Annotated in this window: 16 protein-coding genes and 3 tRNA genes; 6 read left to right on the forward strand and 13 right to left on the reverse strand. The window is 73.3% G+C overall.

From position 1 onward, the window contains the following. Positions 1-627 precede the first annotated feature (627 nt). Positions 628-834: a developmental transcriptional regulator BldC gene (gene bldC / locus BS72_RS14940; RefSeq protein WP_003949541.1), complete on the reverse strand. Its 207-nt coding sequence runs from the start codon at positions 832-834 to the stop codon at positions 628-630. Positions 835-1,427: 593 nt separating this feature from the next. Next, positions 1,428-2,273: a hypothetical protein gene (locus tag BS72_RS14945; RefSeq protein ID WP_037911024.1), complete on the reverse strand. Its 846-nt coding sequence runs from the start codon at positions 2,271-2,273 to the stop codon at positions 1,428-1,430. Between the two features lie 434 nt (positions 2,274-2,707). On the opposite strand from BS72_RS14945, the gene BS72_RS14950 reads away from it, so the two are divergent. Both BS72_RS14950 and BS72_RS14955 read left to right on the forward strand, forming a co-directional pair. Continuing rightward, positions 2,708-3,865 (forward strand): Leu/Phe/Val dehydrogenase, encoded by a 1,158-nt coding sequence (locus BS72_RS14950; RefSeq protein ID WP_107498794.1) that lies wholly within the window; start codon positions 2,708-2,710, stop codon positions 3,863-3,865. A gap of 402 nt (positions 3,866-4,267) precedes the next feature. Next, entirely contained in the window at positions 4,268-4,528 is a 261-nt protein-coding gene (locus BS72_RS14955; protein WP_037911027.1) for a DUF3073 domain-containing protein, read from the forward strand. 90 nt (positions 4,529-4,618) lie between these two features. Here BS72_RS14955 and purM read toward each other — a convergent pair whose 3' ends face one another. From purM to purS, 7 genes are all read right to left on the reverse strand, one after another. Continuing rightward, positions 4,619-5,692, reverse strand: a complete 1,074-nt coding sequence (purM, locus tag BS72_RS14960) for a phosphoribosylformylglycinamidine cyclo-ligase (protein WP_037911029.1) — start codon at positions 5,690-5,692, stop codon at positions 4,619-4,621. Positions 5,693-5,868: 176 nt separating this feature from the next. Beyond that, a complete protein-coding gene (purF, locus tag BS72_RS14965; protein WP_037911033.1) occupies positions 5,869-7,386 on the reverse strand; it encodes an amidophosphoribosyltransferase in 1,518 nt (505 codons plus the stop codon). Between the two features lie 199 nt (positions 7,387-7,585). Continuing rightward, on the reverse strand, positions 7,586-8,398 hold the full coding sequence (locus BS72_RS14970; RefSeq protein WP_037911034.1) for a sterol carrier family protein: 813 nt from the start codon (positions 8,396-8,398) through the stop codon (positions 7,586-7,588). A 230-nt stretch (positions 8,399-8,628) separates the two neighbouring features. After that, on the reverse strand, positions 8,629-8,832 hold the full coding sequence (locus BS72_RS14975; RefSeq protein WP_037911036.1) for a DUF4177 domain-containing protein: 204 nt from the start codon (positions 8,830-8,832) through the stop codon (positions 8,629-8,631). A gap of 190 nt (positions 8,833-9,022) precedes the next feature. Further along, a complete protein-coding gene (purL, locus tag BS72_RS14980) occupies positions 9,023-11,272 on the reverse strand; it encodes a phosphoribosylformylglycinamidine synthase subunit PurL (protein ID WP_037911039.1) in 2,250 nt (749 codons plus the stop codon). Next, positions 11,269-11,949, reverse strand: a complete 681-nt coding sequence (purQ, locus tag BS72_RS14985; protein ID WP_037911041.1) for a phosphoribosylformylglycinamidine synthase subunit PurQ — start codon at positions 11,947-11,949, stop codon at positions 11,269-11,271. The genes purL and purQ overlap by 4 nt, the downstream gene beginning before the upstream one ends. Then, the gene (gene purS / locus BS72_RS14990) at positions 11,946-12,191 is read right to left on the reverse strand and encodes a phosphoribosylformylglycinamidine synthase subunit PurS (protein WP_037911043.1); all 246 of its coding nucleotides are present in this window, start codon (positions 12,189-12,191) and stop codon (positions 11,946-11,948) included. The genes purQ and purS overlap by 4 nt, the downstream gene beginning before the upstream one ends. 383 nt (positions 12,192-12,574) lie before the next feature. Here purS and BS72_RS14995 point away from each other — a divergent pair, with 383 nt between their 5' ends. From BS72_RS14995 to BS72_RS15010, 4 genes are all read left to right on the forward strand, one after another. After that, the gene (locus BS72_RS14995; RefSeq protein WP_037911046.1) at positions 12,575-12,892 is read left to right on the forward strand and encodes a histone-like nucleoid-structuring protein Lsr2; all 318 of its coding nucleotides are present in this window, start codon (positions 12,575-12,577) and stop codon (positions 12,890-12,892) included. Positions 12,893-13,287: 395 nt separating this feature from the next. Next, positions 13,288-13,359, forward strand: a tRNA-Gly gene (locus tag BS72_RS15000). 61 nt (positions 13,360-13,420) lie between these two features. Then, positions 13,421-13,496: transfer RNA gene (locus tag BS72_RS15005), tRNA-Gly, on the forward strand. 430 nt (positions 13,497-13,926) lie between these two features. Then, positions 13,927-14,002 (forward strand) — tRNA-Gly (locus BS72_RS15010). 126 nt (positions 14,003-14,128) lie between these two features. Here BS72_RS15010 and BS72_RS15015 read toward each other — a convergent pair. The 4 genes from BS72_RS15015 to BS72_RS15030 all read right to left on the reverse strand — a co-directional run bounded on the left by BS72_RS15015 (position 14,129) and on the right by BS72_RS15030 (position 18,030). Then, positions 14,129-14,788 (reverse strand): response regulator, encoded by a 660-nt coding sequence (locus BS72_RS15015; RefSeq protein ID WP_037911049.1) that lies wholly within the window; start codon positions 14,786-14,788, stop codon positions 14,129-14,131. Beyond that, positions 14,785-16,074 carry a sensor histidine kinase gene (locus tag BS72_RS15020; protein ID WP_037915945.1) on the reverse strand — a complete coding sequence of 430 codons (1,290 nt, stop codon included), beginning with the start codon at positions 16,072-16,074 and terminating at the stop codon, positions 14,785-14,787. Before BS72_RS15020 ends, BS72_RS15015 begins: the two co-directional genes overlap by 4 nt. 136 nt (positions 16,075-16,210) lie before the next feature. Further along, positions 16,211-17,047 carry an ABC transporter permease gene (locus BS72_RS15025; protein WP_037911051.1) on the reverse strand — a complete coding sequence of 279 codons (837 nt, stop codon included), beginning with the start codon at positions 17,045-17,047 and terminating at the stop codon, positions 16,211-16,213. After that, positions 17,044-18,030, reverse strand: a complete 987-nt coding sequence (locus BS72_RS15030) for an ATP-binding cassette domain-containing protein (RefSeq protein ID WP_037911053.1) — start codon at positions 18,028-18,030, stop codon at positions 17,044-17,046. The genes BS72_RS15025 and BS72_RS15030 overlap by 4 nt, the downstream gene beginning before the upstream one ends. Between the last annotated feature and the right edge of the window lie 23 nt (positions 18,031-18,053).

Genomic DNA, 18,053 nt, shown 5'->3' on the forward strand with positions numbered 1-18,053 from the left:
CCACGTGTGAGCGGGCGCACAACCGACGCCCCCCAGGGGGCCGCCAGACCCTCCCGCCGGCACACGATTCGGACATCGAGGCACCCCGCGGCACCGGGCGGGCACAGGATGCGCACAGAACCCACCGCCGGGCATACGCGTCCGGCACGCCGGGACGGCACCCCCGGGAGGGATATGCGGCTGAACCGCCCCTGGCGGCCCCGTAGACGGGCGGGACGGCCCGCGTGGCGGAAGGGTGGGGCGGGCGGGCCCGAAGGGCGGCAGAGGCGGGCAGCGGGCCGCGGCGCGCGGCGGAGGGCCGCGGAGGCAGGGCGGAAGGCGGCACGGAGGCGCGTGGCGGCACCACGGGCGCCGCGGCGATCACGTCCCAACAGGGCGCCGTCCAGCACCGGAACGGCACCGCGACGACACCGCGACGACACCGGAAGGAGCCCGGGGGCTGCCCCGGAGCGGCGCGCGAACGGTGTCGGGCACGCAAAAGGGCCGCACCGGACCCGGCGGAGTCCGGTGCGGCCCTCGTCAAGCTGAGGTGGTGCACCCTCGGGGCCGTCCGATGGGGGCGGCCGGTCCCTCAGGCGGGCGGTGTTCGCGGGGTGGGGGCCCCGACTACCGCCCGGGAAAGGGCTGTCAGGCCTCGCTGCGCTGCTGCGGGATGCCCGCCAGAAGCGCGCGGACCTCCGCCTCGCGGTAGCGGCGGTGCCCGCCCAGCGTGCGGATGGACGTGAGCTTGCCGGCCTTCGCCCAGCGCGTGACCGTCTTGGGGTCGACGCGGAACATGGTCGCGACCTCGGCGGGGGTAAGCAACGGCTCGGCATCAGGGGTGCGAGCGGTCATGAGCGGCCTCCTCGAGAGAACCGAACCAACGCGGTTCTTTCCTCTTAAATTCTGCACCTTGACCCACGTTGCCCGATATGGCGCAACGCGGGCCGAGTCGGTAATAGGACGAACGGCTTGTCCTCGGCACTACAACTACACCATCCGTCCAGCCGCGTCGGCCAAACCGATGGATTTGCCCTCTCAGGTGTTCAAGCTCGACGGAAGCCGATGGACCGGTCCATAGCGGACAGTCACACCTGCGATACGATCAGTCACAGGGCAACCACACGCCACATCCCCACCTTCGATGCGGGCCCGAGGCAGACCCGATGTCCCATTTTGGCATGACAGATGGTGATGCGGGCAAGGGTTCAGATACGTGCTCTGCGTCACGCTTGGGCCATGCATGCCGTATGAGCCCATGGCATCACCGGGAGTGGGGCCAACCCCACAACTCCGCGCAGGAGACAACACCTCACGTCGCGGAAGACAACAACGACGCCGCGCACCACAGACCGGCCCCCGCACCCCGCACCCCCGGGGCACCGTCACACCCCCGCGGCCCGCGCCCGGCGCCGCCACCCGACGGGCCGTCAGCCCCGTCCGCCCGGTCAGTTGGCGAACTGGAGCTCCCGCACCGCCCGCCAGCGCTCCGTCAGCCGCTCGTACGCCCGCCCCGCCGCCTCGGAGTCGCCCTCGCGCAGCGCCGCCAGCCCCTCCGCCACGTCGGCCGCCGAACGGTCGGCGGCCAGCCGGTCCGGGCCGACCACCTGCGTCAGCCCGCCGTAGTCGAGTTCGACCATGGAGCGCGGGTGGAACTCCTCCAGCCACCGCCCCACGTCGACCAGCCCGTCGATGAGCGGGCTCTCCTCCAGCGTCTCCTTGAGCACCCGCAGCCCCCGCGCCACCCGGCGCCGCGCCTGCACCATCGGGGTCCGGTAGCGCAGCACCGGCTGCTTGGACTCGCCCGCCCCGGCCGGCTCGTACTCCCGCTCGTCGTCGCCGACCAGGACGAACCAGCGCACCGGGACGTGCCAGACGGCCTGCCGGATCCACGGCCGCGCGTCCGGGTTCCGCTCCCGCCACGCCTCGAAGTCGGCCGCCGCCTGCCGGCGGACCACCGGCGGCAGCATCGCGTCGAGCACCGGGGCCGGCAGTTCGCCCTCCAGCCGCTCCAGCGCCATCCAGCCGCGCAGCCGGGTCCGCCACGGGCAGACGTGGACGACGTCGCCGATCACCGCCGTGAAGGCCTCCCGGCTCTCGTGCACCGGCACCGGCATCGGCGGCACGGGCACCAGGCCGGCCAGCGACTGCCGCAACTCGTCCTGCGCGCCCCGCTCACGGCCCGCCTCGGCGTACCGGAGCCAGTGCGCGCGCTCGGCTTCGGGAAAGGCCGCCAGCGGCTCGTACACGCGCAGATACGCCGCATACGGGACCAGTACCGGAGAACCGCTCACACCCGCTCCCTCGCCGCCTTCCCGACCCGACGATCGTCCCACGACCCCCGCCCACCCGGAGCCGATCCCGGCCACTGCCGCGCCGAATCCGCCCCCGAAGCACCCGAAACCGCGCGAACCGCGCCCCGGCCGCCCCGGCCGCGCGCCCTCACGCCCCGGCGCGCCGCCGGCGTCCCGAAGCCTCCCCGCGCCGCGCCGGGCCGCCACTCCCGCCCCGGTCCCAACCGGTCACCCCTGGTCACCGCCGGCCGTCCTGCCTCGCTCCGGCTCGCTCCCGCCCACCCCTACTCACCCCTGGAGCACCACAGGTCACCCCAGGCCGACGTGCCGCCGGTGCCGCCGCCCGACCCGGCAGGGCCTACGCTGTGGCCGACGGACCCTCCGCCACCCTCCGGGGGGCTCGGGCACCCCAGACACAGGGACCCATTCGACCTATGGGAGTCACCACCGTGACCGACGTACGTCAGACCGAAGCGATCGCCGCGCAGCCGGACGGCACCGCCGGAGTCGTCTCCAAGCTCTTCCGCTCCGACCAGGGCGGACACGAGCAGGTCCTGCTCTGCCAGGACCGCGCCACCGGCCTGCGGGCCGTCATCGCGCTGCACTCCACCGCCCTGGGCCCGGCCCTCGGCGGCACCCGCTTCCACGCCTACGCCTCCGACGAGGAGGCCGTCGAGGACGCGCTGAACCTCGCCCGCGGCATGTCGTACAAGAACGCGCTGGCCGGCCTGGACCACGGCGGCGGCAAGGCCGTCATCATCGGCGACCCGGACACCCTCAAGACCGAGGAACTCCTGCTCGCCTACGGCCGCTTCGTGGCCTCCCTGGACGGCCGCTACGTGACCGCCTGCGACGTCGGCACCTACGTGGCCGACATGGACGTCATCGCCCGCGAGAACCGGTGGACCACCGGCCGCTCCCCCGCGAACGGCGGCGCCGGCGACTCCTCGGTGCTGACCGCCTTCGGCGTCTTCCAGGGCATGCGCGCGGCCGCCACCGCCCGCTGGGGCGAGCCCTCGCTGCGCGGCCGCCGGGTCGGCGTCGCGGGCGTCGGCAAGGTCGGCCACCACCTGGTGGCGCACCTGCTGGAGGACGGCGCCGAGGTCGTCGTCACCGACGTGCGGCCCGAGGCCGTGGCCAGGGTCGTGGACGGGCGCCCCGGGGTGACCGCGGTGGCCGACACCGCCGCGCTGGTGCGCTCCCCGCTGGACGTCTACGCCCCCTGCGCGCTGGGCGGCGCGCTCGACGACGAGACGGTCGCCGCCCTCACCGCCACCGTGGTGTGCGGGGCCGCCAACAACCAGCTCGCCCACCCGGGTGTCGAGAAGGACCTCGCCGACCGCGGCATCCTGTACGCGCCGGACTACGTGGTCAACGCCGGCGGCGTGATCCAGGTCGCGGACGAGCTGCACGGCTTCGACTTCAACCGGGCCAAGGCCAAGGCGGCGCGGATCCACGACACCACGCTGGCGATCTTCGAGCGCGCCAAGGCCGACGGGGTGCCCCCGGCTGCGGCCGCCGACCGGCTCGCCGAGCAGCGGATGGCCGACCGCGCACCGGCCTCCCAGTGGCTGCGGCCGACCCTCGTCTGACGCCTGCCCGTCACCCGGCCGACGCCCGACCGCCCCTCGCCCGACCTCCGTCCGGCCGCCCTCCGGCCCCGATCCAGCACCGGTCCGGCCCCGGCCCGGCCTCCGTTCGACCCGCGTCCGGCCCCCGGTCGGCCGCTCGGTTGGGCCCTCGGCGTGACCGACAGCACGGCCCGATAGCAAGTTCGCGCTAGAAGAAGGTAAAATCGGGCTTGACCAGGCAGGACAGGGTCGCTCATGTCCCTTGTTCCGACGCGCGTCGTGCGGGCGGCGTACCGTGCGGCGTCGGAAGCAGGTACCGTTGAGGCCCTACGGACCGTCCTCTCCTCGGGGAGGCCGTCCGGGAATCATGAACGCGTGTCAAGACTCGGGGCCGTTGAGCCCCGCCGTTGAGGGGGTCGAGCCATGGGGCGCGGCCGGGCCAAGGCCAAGCAGACGAAGGTCGCCCGCCAGCTGAAGTACAACAGCGGCGGCACTGATCTCCACCGTCTGGCCGAAGAGCTGGGCGCATCGCCGTCGATGCCGGTTAATCCGCCTGTCGACGACGATGACGACGAGTTGGACGATGACCCGTACGCTCAGTACGCGGATCTGTACAACGACGACGAGGACGACGAGGACGAACAGTCCGAGCCGTCCCCCTCGTCTCAGCGCCGTCGCGCTTGACGCCGCCGACACCCTGACCCGGTCCTGGGCTTGCCCCGGACCGGGTCTCGTCGTGGTCCGGGGGCGTCACACCGGGTGACCGGGCGGCTCTCAGGCGCCCTGGCCGTGGTCTCCGACCAGCTCCACGGCAGGGGCGCCGCTCACGCGTGCCTGGACCTCGCCCATCACCCATGCCTCGACGTCGCGGTCGGCGAGCACGGTCAGCGCCGTCTCGGCCGCCTCGGCCGGCACCACCGCGACCATGCCGACGCCCATGTTCAGGGTCCGCTCCAGCTCCGCGCGGGCGACCCCGCCGACCTCGCCGACCAGGCCGAAGACCGGGTCCGGGGTCCAGGTGGAGCGGTCCAGCCGGACGGAGAGGTGGTCGGGCACCACGCGGGCCAGGTTCTCGGCCAGGCCGCCGCCGGTGACGTGCGCGAAGGCGTGCACCTGGGTGGTGCGGGTGAGCGCCAGGCAGTCCAGCGAGTAGATGCGGGTGGGCACCAGCAGCTCCTCGCCGAGGGTGCGGCCCAGCTCCGGCACCTCGCGCTCCAGCGCCCAGCCGGCCCGGTCCAGCAGCACATGGCGGACCAGGCTGTACCCGTTCGAGTGAAGTCCGGACGAGGCCATGGCGATCACCGTGTCGCCCGCCTGGAGGCGTTCCGCGCCCAGCAGCGCGTCGGCCTCGACCACGCCGGTGCCGGCGCCCGCCACGTCGAAGTCGTCCGGGCCCAGCAGCCCGGGGTGCTCGGCGGTCTCGCCGCCGACCAGCGCGCAGCCGGCCAGGACGCAGCCCTCGGCGATGCCCTTGACGATCGCCGCGACCCGCTCCGGCACGACCTTGCCGACGCAGATGTAGTCGGTCATGAACAGCGGCTCGGCGCCGCACACCACCAGGTCGTCCACGACCATGCCGACCAGGTCGTGCCCGATCGTGTCGTAGACGCCCATCCGGCGGGCGATGTCGACCTTGGTGCCGACGCCGTCGGTCGCCGAGGCGAGCAGCGGGCGCTCGTAGCGCTTGAGGGCGGAGGCGTCGAAGAGCCCGGCGAAGCCGCCGAGGCCGCCGACCACCTCGGGGCGGGCGGTCTTGCGGACCCACTCCTTCATCAGGGTGACGGCGCGGTCGCCGGCCTCGATGTCGACTCCCGCGGCCGCGTAGCTGGCACCGGGTGTTTCGGCCATGGCTGGGGGACCTTCCGTGTCGTTCCTGAGAGACCCTGGGAGAGGGGCTCCCGCGGGGGTTTCGCGGGGCTTCCGCGCGCGGTGCGCGGCTGCGGACAGCCGCGCACCGGGGTGGGGGGAGGCGGCCGTTCCCGGCGGTGGCGACGCCGCCGCCGGGCGGGGGAACGGGCCGGGCGCTACGGGCGGCGCAGCGCGTCGGCGGCGTCGCCACCGCCGGCCAGCTCGACCTCCAGCAGCTGCTTGCCGAGGAGCTCCGGGTCGGGCAGCTCCATCGGGTACTCCCCGTCGAAGCAGGCCCGGCACAGGTTGGGCTTGGCGATGGTGGTGGCCTCCACCATGGCGTCCAGGGAGATGTACGCCAGGGAGTCGGCGCCCAGCGACTTGCCGATCTCCTCCACGCTCATCCCGTTCGCGATCAGCTCGGCGCGGGTGGCGAAGTCGATGCCGAAGAAGCAGGGCCACTTCACCGGCGGCGAGGAGATCCGCACGTGCACCTCGGCGGCGCCGGCCTCGCGCAGCATCCGCACCAGGGCGCGCTGGGTGTTGCCGCGGACGATCGAGTCGTCCACCACCACCAGCCGCTTGCCGCGGATGACCTCCTTGAGCGGGTTGAGCTTGAGCCGGATACCGAGCTGCCGGATGGTCTGCGAGGGCTGGATGAAGGTGCGGCCCACGTAGGAGTTCTTCACCAGGCCGGAGCCGTAGGGGATGCCGCTGGCCTCCGCGTACCCGATGGCGGCCGGGGTCCCCGACTCCGGCGTCGATATCACCAGGTCGGCGTCGACCGGCGCTTCCTTCGCCAGCCGGCGGCCCATCTCCACCCGGGAGAGGTGGACGTTGCGGCCGGCGATCAGGGTGTCCGGACGGGCCAGGTAGACGTACTCGAAGACGCAGCCGCGCGGCTTCGCCTCGGCGAACCGGGAGGTGCGCAGGCCCTGCTCGTCGATGGCCACCAGCTCGCCGGGCTCGATCTCGCGGACGAACGAGGCGCCGCAGATGTCCAGGGCGGCCGTCTCGGAGGCCACCACCCAGCCGCGCTCCAGGCGGCCCAGCACCAGCGGGCGGATGCCCTGCGGGTCGCGGGCCGCGTAGAGGGTGTGCTCGTCCATGTAGACGAGGCTGAAGGCGCCCTTGATCTGAGGCAGCACGCGCGGCGCCGCCTCCTCGACGGACAGCGGGTTGCCGTCCTCGTCGACCTGTCCGGCCAGCAGGGCCGTGACCAGGTCGGTGTCGTTGGTGGCGGCCACCCTGGTGGTCCGGCCGGGCGTCTGCGGCAGCGAGGCGACCATCTCGGCCAGCTCGGCGGTGTTCACCAGGTTGCCGTTGTGGCCCAGCGCGATGGAGCCGTGGGCGGTCGCGCGGAAGGTGGGCTGCGCGTTCTCCCACACCGAGGCACCGGTGGTCGAGTAGCGGGCATGGCCGACGGCGATGTGGCCGGTCAGCGAGCCGAGAGAGGTCTCGTCGAAGACCTGGGAGACCAGGCCCATGTCCTTGAAGACCAGGATCTGGGAGCCGTTGCTCACCGCGATGCCCGCGGACTCCTGTCCACGGTGCTGCAGTGCGTACAGCCCGAAATAGGTGAGTTTGGCGACCTCTTCCCCCGGGGCCCAGACACCGAAGACGCCGCAAGCGTCCTGGGGGCCCTTCTCACCGGGAAGGAGGTCGTGGCTGAGTCGTCCGTCACCACGAGGCACGCTTCGAGTCTAGGGCAGGATTGCCGATCGGCCGAACGAGGGACCGCCGATGACCTGCGTCTACGCGCGTCACACCTTGGGGCGCGCAGAGTGTGACCTTCGCCGCCCCGGGCGTCCGGCGGCCCTCCCGCGGCGCCCCGGCCTCCGCGGAGCCCCGAACGGCCACCGAACACCCCCGGAACGGCCCCGCCAGGCACCCTCAGCCGAGAACGGGCAGGTAGGAGGCCAGGCCGGCGCGCTCGCCGCTCGCGGACACCCGGGCGTCGGCCAGCTCCCCGGCCCAGGACGCCCGCCCCGCGGCCAGCCGCAGCCAGGTGGCCGGATCGGTCTCCACCACGTTGGGCGGGGTGCCGCGGGTGTGCCGGGGTCCGGCCACGCACTGCACGGCCGCGTACGGCGGCACCCGCACCTCCACGGAGTTGCCCGGTGCCTTGACGGCCAGCGCGTCGGCCAGCACCCGCACCGCGGCGGCGACGGCGTGCCGGTCGGTGCCCACCGCCACGCCGGTCGCGCGGGCCAGGTCGTCACCGTGCACGGCCAGCTCCACCAGCCGGGTCACCGCGAAGTCCGCGGCGGTCATCGGCCCGAACGGCGCGGGCACCAGCCGCCCCTGCCGCACCGTCTCCTCGCGCAGCCCGGCCAGCTCCGCCGCCGCGGCCTCCAGCGCCGCCAGCGGGTCGGCGGTACGGGCCTCCTGCTCGCGGGTGCCGGCGTCCAGCTGCTCCGCCAGCGACGCGGTGGACAGCGCCCACGCGGCCGGGTCCACCAGCGGCGCACCCGGCGGCGGCTCCGGCTGCTCCAGCAGCGTCCGCACCGCCTCGACCTGCCGCACGACGTGCACCACCAGCAGCCGCACGTCCCAGCCCTCCAGCCCCGACGGCCACTTCCACTGCTCGCCGGTCAGCCCCCGCACCGCCGTCCGCAGGTGCCCGACCTGCGCGACCAGGGCGCCCCACGTCTTCTCCGGGTCGTAGGAACGGACACGGCGGCGGCTTTCCCGGGAGTTCGGCATGCCCCGAAGCTTAGGCGGCGCCGACGCGCCGGGTGAGGAGCGTCACAGCACGGCGGGCGGCACGCCGGGGCCCCGCCAAGCCGAAACACCCTCCGCCCCGCCAGGCCGAAGCACCTTCACCCCGCCAGGCCGAAACACCCTCCGCCCCGACGCGCCGCGGGCCCCTCCCGACGTGCGGGAGGGGCCCGAGCGAGCGGCAAGGAGCCGGCCTGGCGGAGCCGGCGCGGGGATCAGCCCTGGCGGGGGCGCTCGAAGGTGATCAGCAGGCCGTCGACGGCGCCGGGGCCGATGCGGCCCTTGACCTCGCCGGCGGTGAGCGCCTTCAGCGCCCAGCCCTCCTCGGCGTGCTTGTTCAGCACCTTCTCCAGCTTGTCGCTGTCGAGGGCGTCGCCGATCAGCGCCTCGCGGAAGGTGACGACCTTGTACTCGTACATGCACGGGCCTCTCGTGGTGGCGGAGGGGGTGGGATCTCCCTCGGCTTTCGAGGACGCACACCCGCCGCCCGCGGTTGCGCCGCCGCGCCAGGCGCCCAGGTGGGAAGGCCGCAGGGGCCGCCCCGGACGTCCCCGGGATGCCTCCCGGGGGCCCGGAACGGCCCCTGCGGCTTGTTCGTGAGCCGGCTGGTCAGCCCACCAGCGACGGCAGCACCGACTCGTGCACCTCGCGCAGCTCCGCGAGCGGGACGGAGAACTCGCCCTGGACGTCGAGGGTGTCGCCGTCGACCACGCCGATCCGCGTCGCCGGCAGCCCGCGCGCCCCGCACATGTCGGTGAAGCGCAGCTCCTCCGAACGCGGCACCGAGACGACCGCACGGCCCGCGGACTCCGAGAGCAGGAAGGTGAACGCGGACAGCCCGTCCGGCACCACCAGCCGCGCCCCGTGCCCGCCGCGCAGGCAGGACTCGGTGACCGCGGCCAGCAGGCCGCCGTCGGACAGGTCGTGCGCGGCGTCCACCATGCCGTCGCGGGAGGCCGAGATGAGGATCTCCGCCAGCAGCCGCTCGCGCTCCAGGTCCACCGCCGGCGGCATGCCGCCGAGGTGCCCGTGGACCACCTGCGACCAGGCCGAGCCGCCGAACTCCTCGCGGGTCTCCCCGAGCAGGTAGAGCAGCTGGCCCTCCGCCGCGAAGGCCATGGGGGTGCGCCGGGCCACGTCGTCGATCACGCCGAGCACCGCCACCACCGGGGTGGGGTGGATCGCCGCGTCGCCGGTCTGGTTGTAGAGGGAGACGTTGCCGCCGGTCACCGGGGTGCCCAGCTGCTGGCAGCCGTCGGCGAGGCCGCGCACGGCCTCCACGAACTGCCACATCACGTCCGGGTCCTCCGGCGAACCGAAGTTGAGGCAGTCCGAGATCGCCAGCGGCTTCGCACCGCTGGCCGCCACGTTCCGGTACGCCTCGGCCAGCGCCAGCTGCGCGCCGGTGTACGGGTCGAGCTTGGTGTAGCGGCCGTTGCCGTCGGTGGCGATGGCCACGCCCAGGCCGGTCTCCTCGTTGACCCGGATCATGCCGGCGTCCTCGGGCTGCGCGAGCACCGTGTTGCCCTGCACGAACCGGTCGTACTGGTCGGTGACCCACGCCTTGGAGGCGAGGTTCGGCGAGCCCAGCACCCGCAGCGCCTGCTCGCGCAGCTCCGCGCCGTCGGCCGGGCGGGCCAGCTTGTTCGCGTCGTCGGCCTGGAGGGCGTCCTGCCAGGAGGGGCGGGCGTAGGGGCGCTCGTAGGTCGGGCCCTCGTGGGCGACGGTGCGCGGGTCGACGTCGACGATCTTCTCGCCGTGCCAGAAGATCTCCAGCCGGTCCCCGTCGGTGACCTCGCCGACGACCGTGGCGATGACGTCCCACTTCTCGCAGATCTCCAGGAACCGCGCCACCTTGGCCGGCTCCACCACGGCGCACATGCGCTCCTGCGACTCGCTCATGAGGATCTCCTCGGGCGAGAGCGTGGAGTCGCGCAGCGGCACGTCGTCGAGCTCGACGCGCATGCCGCCCGAGCCGTTGGAGGCCAGCTCGCTGGTGGCGCAGGACAGGCCGGCCGCGCCGAGGTCCTGGATGCCGACGACCAGCTTCTCGGCGAACGCCTCAAGCGTGCACTCGATCAGCAGCTTCTCCTGGAACGGGTCGCCGACCTGCACCGCGGGCCGCTTGGACGGCTTGGTCGCGTCGAAGGTCTCCGAGGCCAGGATCGACGCGCCGCCGATGCCGTCGCCGCCGGTCCGGGCGCCGTACAGGATCACCTTGTTGCCGGCGCCGGACGCCTTGGCGAGGTGGATGTCCTCGTGCCGCATCACGCCGACCGCGCCGGCGTTGACCAGCGGGTTGCCCTGGTAGCAGGCGTCGAAGACCAGCTCGCCGCCGATGTTCGGCAGGCCCAGGCAGTTGCCGTAGCCGCCGATGCCGGCCACCACGCCGGGCAGCACCCGCTTGGTGTCGGGGTGGTCGGCCGCGCCCATCCGCAGCGGGTCCACCACGGCCACCGGCCGGGCGCCCATCGCGATGATGTCGCGCACGATGCCGCCGACCCCGGTGGCCGCGCCCTGGTAGGGCTCGACGTAGGAGGGGTGGTTGTGCGACTCGACCTTGAAGGTCACCGCGTAGCCCTCGCCGACGTCGACCACGCCGGCGTTCTCGCCGATGCCGACGAGCATCGCCTCGGAGTGCGGGGCCTTCTCGCCGAACTGCCGCAGGTGCACCTTGCTCGACTTGTACGAGCAGTGCTCCGACCACATCACCGAGTACATCGCCAGCTCGGCGCCGGTGGGACGGCGGCCCAGGATCTCCCGGACCCGCAGGTACTCGTCCTCCCGCAGGCCCAGCTCCTTCCAGGGCTGGTCGACCTCGGGGGTCAGCTCCGCGTTCTGCACGGTGTCGAGGGTCATGCCGCCACCAGCTTCTTGAGGACCGACGTGAAGAAGCCCAGGCCGTCCGTGCCGCCGGTACCGATCAGCGACTCGACGGCGTGCTCGGGGTGCGGCATGAGGCCCACCACGTTGCCGGCCGCGTTGGTGACGCCGGCGATGTCGTTGAGGGAGCCGTTGGGGTTCACGTCCAGGTAGCGGAAGACCACCCGGCCCTCGGCCTCCAGCTCGTCCAGGGTGCGGGCGTCGGCGGTGTAGCGGCCGTCGATGTTCTTCAGCGGGATGGAGATCTCCTGCCCCGCCTCGTAGTCCGCGGTCCAGGCCGTCGCGGTGCTCTCCACCCGCAGCTTCTGGTCGCGGCAGACGAAGTGCAGCGCGGTGTTGCGCAGCATCGCGCCCGGCAGCAGGTGCGCCTCGGTGAGGACCTGGAAGCCGTTGCAGATGCCGAGAACCGGCATTCCGCCGCGCGCCTGGGTGATCACGCTCTCCATCACGGGCGAGAAACGGGAGATCGCTCCGGCCCGCAGATAGTCGCCGTAACTGAACCCGCCGGGCAGCACCACCGCGTCGACCTGCTTCAGGTCCTTGTCGCGGTGCCACAGCGGCACGGGCTCGGCGCCGGCCAGCCGCACCGCGCGCTGCGTGTCGCGGTCGTCCAGCGTTCCGGGGAATGTGACGACGCCAATGCGGGCAGTCACGACTCCACCTTTACGCTGAAGTCCTCGATCACGGTGTTGGCGAGAAACGTCTCGGCCATCTCGCGAATGCGGGCGAGAGCCGCGTCGTCGACGGGGCCGTCGACCTCCAGTTCAAACCGCTTTCCCTGACGGACGTCGGAGATGCCGTCGAAGCCCAGGCGGGGCAGCGCACGCTGCACGGCCTGGCCCTGGGGGTCGAGGATCTCCGGCTTGAGCATGACGTCGACTACGACGCGTGCCACTGGCACTCCCGATGGTGTGGTGCGTGAGGTTCCCCCAGCCTACCGGCTGCCAAAATCTACTCGCATAGATATGACTCCGGGACGACTCGGACGAGTCCGGAACCCGCCCCTTCCGCCCCGGGTTCCGACCGCGCACGATCACGTTTGTATATCGGCTGACGAAATAAGTGGGGAAACCGCGCCGGAAATCATAGGGTCCCCGTGCGATGAGGCTTGGCGCGCGTGTTCCGCGGGAATTATCAGCAGCACCGGCCATCTCCGCCGCGCCGCCCATTACCGGCGCCCGGACACCGGCCGCCGCCCCGCGCCGGACACCGCCGGCGCAGGCCCCGTCGCAACCGCAGGCCGATGGCCTAAATGGCACAGGAAAGGACCGATTCCCCATGGCGCAACGCGTGCTGGTGACTCTGGCCGATGATCTCGACGGTGGCGAAGCCGAGGAGACGATCGCCTTCGGGGTCGACGGCCAGTGGTACGAGATCGACCTTTCGTCGGCGAACGCGGAGAAACTGCGCAAGGACCTCGCCCCCTACGTGGAGGCCGGCCGCCGCCGCACCCTGTCCGGCCGCGCCTACAAGCGCACCCCGATCGCCCCCACCCCGGCGACCGTGCGGGCCTGGGCCCAGTCGAACGGCTTCGAGGTGCCCGCCCGCGGCCGCATCCCGAAGAAGGTCTACGAGGCGTTCAACAAGGCGGGCTGACGGCCGGGCCGACTGCCGCGCGGGCGGACGCGCGGCACGGCGGCCCCGGTGACGGCCTATGCGAGCGGTCTATGCGGGGCCTGCGGGACGGCCCGCACGGGGGCCTGCGGGACGGCTGCGTGACGTCCGCCACGGCGTGCAGCGCCGGGTCGGGGCGGGCCCGGTCGGGCCACGCCGAGCCGCGTCGATCCTCGGCGGGGTCCGGGTGGCCGCCGGAAGCCGCGGACGATCTTCGGCGGGCCCCGACCGCGCCTGGCGGCCCGCGGCGGCCAACTCGCCCTGGAGAACGGGCCGCAGCACCCGGGTGTCGATTGGACAGACACCCAGGGGCGTCCGCTAGTGTGAAGGCACGCCAACGGCACGGGGGCCAAAAACCCCAGGCCGGCGGGGTACATGCGGGTGTAGCTCAGTAGCAGAGCGCCCCCCTTCCAGGGGGGAGGGGCAGTGTGCAATTCCTGTCACCCGCTCGGATCACCTTCCGGGTCGATCGTCCTACGGGACGGATCAGGTAGAGTGGTCGCAGCACCTGCGGACGTGGCTCAGTTGGTAGAGCATCACCTTGCCAAGGTGAGGGTCGCGAGTTCGAATCTCGTCGTCCGCTCCAGCAAACGAAGGCCCCGGTCACTCGACCGGGGCCTTCGTCGTATCCGGGAACCGCCGCACCGGGGAGGCGTGTCCGGAATCACATCCGCGCGGTCATTGCCCGATCACCTCCCGATCCGATCCCGATCCGAGCCCGGCCGGAGCCCGTTCAGAGAACGATCAGAGTCCGTTCAGAGACCGGCCGGGGAGTTCGATCAGAACCCGATCCCGAACGGCCGAAGCCGCGCCGCGAGACGATCAGAAGTCATGCCGGGATCGACGGGAAGTCGAACGGAAACACGCCGGAAGCCGTTCAGCAACGGTCCGTTGAGGAGCCGGACCGGTCCGGGGTCCTCCCGCGCGGCGGGACGGCGGCCGGGTGCGGCGCCCACCGCCGGGGATTACCGGTTTTCGCCCTGCCCAGGACTTCGGGTACAGTAACTGCAGCACCTGCGGACGTGGCTCAGTTGGTAGAGCATCACCTTGCCAAGGTGAGGGTCGCGAGTTCGAATCTCGTCGTCCGCTCCAGCAAACGAAGGCCCCGGTCACTCGACCGGGGCCTTCGTCGTATCCGGGAACCGCCACGCACACCGCGAGGGCCCCGCCGGCGCCGTGTTCCGGGCCCGGTTCGGAACCGGAGCGGAACCGGAGCGGTCAGTCGGCGCGCGGCCGGGCGAGACCGAGGTCGTAGGCGAAGATCACCGCCTGGACCCGGTCGCGGGCGCCGATCTTGGACAGGACCCGGCCCACATGGGTCTTCACCGTGGACTCCGACAGCACGAACCCGGCGGCGATCTCACCGTTGGTGCGGCCCTGGCCTATGGCGACCAGGATCTCGCGCTCCCGCTCGGTGAGGGAGGCCAGCCGGGGGTCGTCGCCGGGGCGGGGCGGCGCGTACCGGGCGTACTCGTCCAGCAGCCGCCGGGTGAGCGCCGGGGCGATCACCGCGTCGCCGGCCGCGACGGCCCGGATTCCGGCGAGGAGCTCCTCGGGACGGGCGTCCTTGAGCAGGAAGCCGCTGGCGCCGGCGCGCAGGGCCGCGTGGACGTACTCGTCGAGGTCGAAGGTGGTCAGCACCAGGACGCGGGAGCGGTCGCCCGCCGCGACGATCCGGCGGGTGGCCTCGATGCCGTCCATGCCGGGCATCCGCACGTCCATGAGGACGACGTCGGGCCGCAGTTCGGCGGCCCTGCGGACCGCCTCCGCGCCGTGCGCGGCCTCGCCGACGACCTCCGTCTCGGGGACGGAGTCCAGCAGGACGCGGAAGCCGTACCGCTGGAGCGGGTGGTCGTCCACGATGAGCACGGTGGTCACCGGCCACCGCCGTCCGAGGCGAGGTCCAGCACGGCCTCCACGGCCCACCCGCCGCCGACGGCGGGGCCCGCGCTCAGCGTCCCGCCGTAGAGCGCCGCCCGTTCCCGCATGCCCACCAGTCCCTGTCCCTCCTCGTTCACCGGCCCGGAGCGCTCGGCCGAGCCGCTGTCCCGGACCCGGACGGTCAGCCGGGTGTCCTCCACCACGACCGCCAGCTCCACCCGGACGCCCGCCGAGCCGTCCGCCGAACCGCCCTCCGCCGGACCGCCCGCGTGCTTGAGGGTGTTCGTCAGGGCCTCCTGGACGATCCGGTAGACGGTCAACTGCACCCCGCCGTCGAGGGACTCCACACCCCCGGCGGTGCGGTAGACGACGTCGAGGCCGGCCGCCCGCACCCCCTCGCACAGGGTGCCCAGGTCCGCTATGCCCGGCTGCGGGCTCAGCTCCGGCCCGGCCTGGCGGCCCCGCTCGGGCTCCCGCAGCACGCCCAGTACCCGCCGCAGCTCGCCGAGGGCCTGGCGGCCGGTGTCGCCGATGAGCCGCAGCGCCTCCCCGCCACGCTCCGGGGAGGCCTCGATGGCGTAGGCGCCGGCGTCGGCGAGGGTGATCATCACGGAGAGGTTGTGGCCGACGATGTCGTGCATCTCACGGGCGACCCGGGTCCGTTCGGTCGCGGCGGCCAGTCGGCTGCGCTGGTCGCGCTCGGTCTCCAACCGGGCCGCCCGGTCCCGCAGCGCCGCCAGCTGGGCCCGCCGGATCCGCACCATGAGGCCGAGGGCCAGGGCCGCGGTGGCGGTGCTGAGCAGGAAGAACAGCGCGTCCGAGACCGACACCTCCGCCGAGGCGCGCACGGCGACCAGGCCCATCGCCCCCGCCGTCACCGCGCAGGCCCACGGCAGCTGCCGCAGCCGCCCGTGCAGGGCGAGGCTGTACAGGGCGACGAAGAGGGCGAGGTCGGCACGGAGCACCGTGCCCAGCGCCCACTGGAGGACGAACGCGGCCGCGATGACGCCGAAGGCGGTGCCGGGCCGGCGCCGCCGCCACAGCAGGGGCAGCACCAGGCCCGCCTGGAGCGCCAGCATCCCCGCCGGGGCGAGCCGGGTGAACGCCATCCGGAACCGGCGCGGGCCGTCGCCGTCCGAGGTGAGGGCGTGCATCAGGTCCGGCACGCAGCACAGCGCGAAGACGAGCACCACCACCGCGGTGTCCAGCGCCCACGGGCGGGCCGCGTCGGCCTGCCGGAGCCGCTGGCCGGCCCGCGACAGGCGGGCGACCAGCGGCCCCATCACCCCGATGGCGTCCGCGCCGGGGTCGTCCCCGCCGAGGCCGTTCCCGGTGCGGCCGACACCACCGGGGACGGCGGGACCGGCGGTGGTGTCGGTGGAGGTCACGGTGGGGGTCACCCGTCCATCGTGCAGGACGTCAGACGTCGCTGCGCTTGAGGCGGTACGCCGCCCCGGCCAGCGCGAGTGCCGTCCAGCCGAGCAGGACCAGCAGCCCGGCACCGGGCGACAGCGTGTGCGCGTCGCGGGTGAGGGCGAACATCGACTCGCCGGCGTTGCTCGGCAGGTAGCCGTTGACGGCGTCCTTCCAGGAGCTGGGGAGCAGCGACAGCAGCCCCGGCACCAGCATCAGCGAGGCGACCAGCACCGAGATGCCGCCGGCCACCGACCGCAGCAGCGACCCCAGGGCGGCGCCGATCACCCCGACCAGGCCGAGGTAGAGGCCGGCACCCAGCAGGGCCCGCAGGACGCCGGCGTGGCCCAGGCCCATGGCCGCGGGCGTGCCCGACACGATCCGGCTGCCGATCACGCAGGCGACGAAGGCCCCGACGACGCTGACCACCAGCGCGACCAGCCCGAACACGGCCGCCTTCGACCACAGCACGGGCAGCCGGCGCGGGACGGCCGCCAGCGTGGAGCGGATCATCCCGGTGGAGTACTCCCCCGCCGTCACCAGTACCCCGAGGACACCAAGCGCCAGCTGGGCGAAGTTCACACCGAACAGGGACAGGCTGACCGCCGACGAGTCGGCGAGGTCCCTGTCCAGGTGCCCGGAGTGGAGGCCGGAGCGGTAGTGGGCGCACGCGATCAGCCCGAAGGCGATCAGGAAGAGCAGGCCCAGCCCGAGGGTGATCCACGTGGAACGCAGCGACCACAGCTTGGCCCACTCCGAGGCCAGTACCCGCCGCCCGGTGACGCGGTAGGCGGGACGGTCGGTGGCGCGCTCAGCGGCCGGTGCGGTGGTGACGGCGCTCATGCCGGCCTCCCTGCGGTCTCGACGGTCTCAACGTCCTCGGCGGGCACGGCGGCCCCGCCGGGCACGGACGGCACCGTGGCGGTGCCGTGGTACTCCACGGCGTCCCTGGTCAGGCTCATGAACGCCTCTTCCAGGGACACCGTCCGCGCCGTCAGCTCGAACAGCGGGATGCCGTGCTCCGCCGCCCGCAGCCCGACCTCCCGGGCGGTCAGCCCGGTCACCCGCAGCTCCTCGGAGCCGACCCGGCCGGTGACCTCGACGCCCGGCCCCGCCAGCACGTCCCGCAGCCGCGCGGGGTCGTTCGTCGCCACCTTCACGGTGTCACCGCCCGCCTCGCGGACCAGGTCGCCGACGGTCGTGTCGGCCAGCAGCCGCCCGCGCCCGACGACGATGAGGTGGTCGGCCACCAGCGCCATCTCGCTCATCAGGTGCGAGGAGACGAAGACCGTCCGGCCCTCCTCGGCGAGCGAGGTCAGCAGGTTGCGGATCCACAGCACGCCCTCCGGGTCCAGCCCGTTGACCGGCTCGTCCAGCATCACCGTCTGCGGGTCGCCCAGCAGCGCCGCCGCGATGCCGAGGCGCTGGCCCATGCCGAGGGAGAAGGCGCCCACCCGCTTGCGCGCGACGCTGCCCAGCCCGGCCAGCTCCACGACCTCGTCGACCCGGCGGGACGGGATCCCGTGGGTCAGGGCCAGCGCCCTGAGGTGGTTGTAGGCCGACCGGCCCGGGTGGACCGACTTCGCCTCCAGCAGCGCCCCGACCTCCTGGAGCGGTGCCCGGTGGTCGGCGTAGCGGCGGCCGTTCACCGCCACCGAGCCGCTGGTCGGGGCGTCGAGGCCGACGACCATGCGCATCGTCGTGGACTTCCCGGCGCCGTTGGGGCCCAGGAACCCGGTCACCGTCCCCGGCTTCACGACGAAGTCCAGCCCGTCGACGGCCGTCTTCTCCCCGTACCTCTTGGTCAGCCCTTGTGCGTCGATCATCCGCGTCCCTCTCGCCCGGACAG

The organism is Actinacidiphila yeochonensis CN732 (assembly GCF_000745345.1).
Lineage (GTDB): Bacteria > Actinomycetota > Actinomycetes > Streptomycetales > Streptomycetaceae > Actinacidiphila > Actinacidiphila yeochonensis.

Excerpts from the sequence above, each read along its gene's own strand:
- bldC (WP_003949541.1), bottom strand. The coding sequence starts at position 834 with ATGACCGCTCGCACCCCTGATGCCGAGCCGTTGCTTACCCCCGCCGAG.
- BS72_RS14950 (WP_107498794.1), top strand. The coding sequence starts at position 2,708 with ATGGGAGTCACCACCGTGACCGACGTACGTCAGACCGAAGCGATCGCC.
- BS72_RS14955 (WP_037911027.1), top strand. The coding sequence starts at position 4,268 with ATGGGGCGCGGCCGGGCCAAGGCCAAGCAGACGAAGGTCGCCCGCCAG.
- purM (WP_037911029.1), bottom strand. The coding sequence starts at position 5,692 with ATGGCCGAAACACCCGGTGCCAGCTACGCGGCCGCGGGAGTCGACATC.
- BS72_RS14970 (WP_037911034.1), bottom strand. The coding sequence starts at position 8,398 with ATGCCGAACTCCCGGGAAAGCCGCCGCCGTGTCCGTTCCTACGACCCG.
- BS72_RS14975 (WP_037911036.1), bottom strand. The coding sequence starts at position 8,832 with ATGTACGAGTACAAGGTCGTCACCTTCCGCGAGGCGCTGATCGGCGAC.
- purL (WP_037911039.1), bottom strand. The coding sequence starts at position 11,272 with ATGACCCTCGACACCGTGCAGAACGCGGAGCTGACCCCCGAGGTCGAC.
- BS72_RS14995 (WP_037911046.1), top strand. The coding sequence starts at position 12,575 with ATGGCGCAACGCGTGCTGGTGACTCTGGCCGATGATCTCGACGGTGGC.
- BS72_RS15020 (WP_037915945.1), bottom strand. The coding sequence starts at position 16,074 with ATGGGGCCGCTGGTCGCCCGCCTGTCGCGGGCCGGCCAGCGGCTCCGG.
- BS72_RS15025 (WP_037911051.1), bottom strand. The coding sequence starts at position 17,047 with ATGAGCGCCGTCACCACCGCACCGGCCGCTGAGCGCGCCACCGACCGT.
- BS72_RS15030 (WP_037911053.1), bottom strand. The coding sequence starts at position 18,030 with ATGATCGACGCACAAGGGCTGACCAAGAGGTACGGGGAGAAGACGGCC.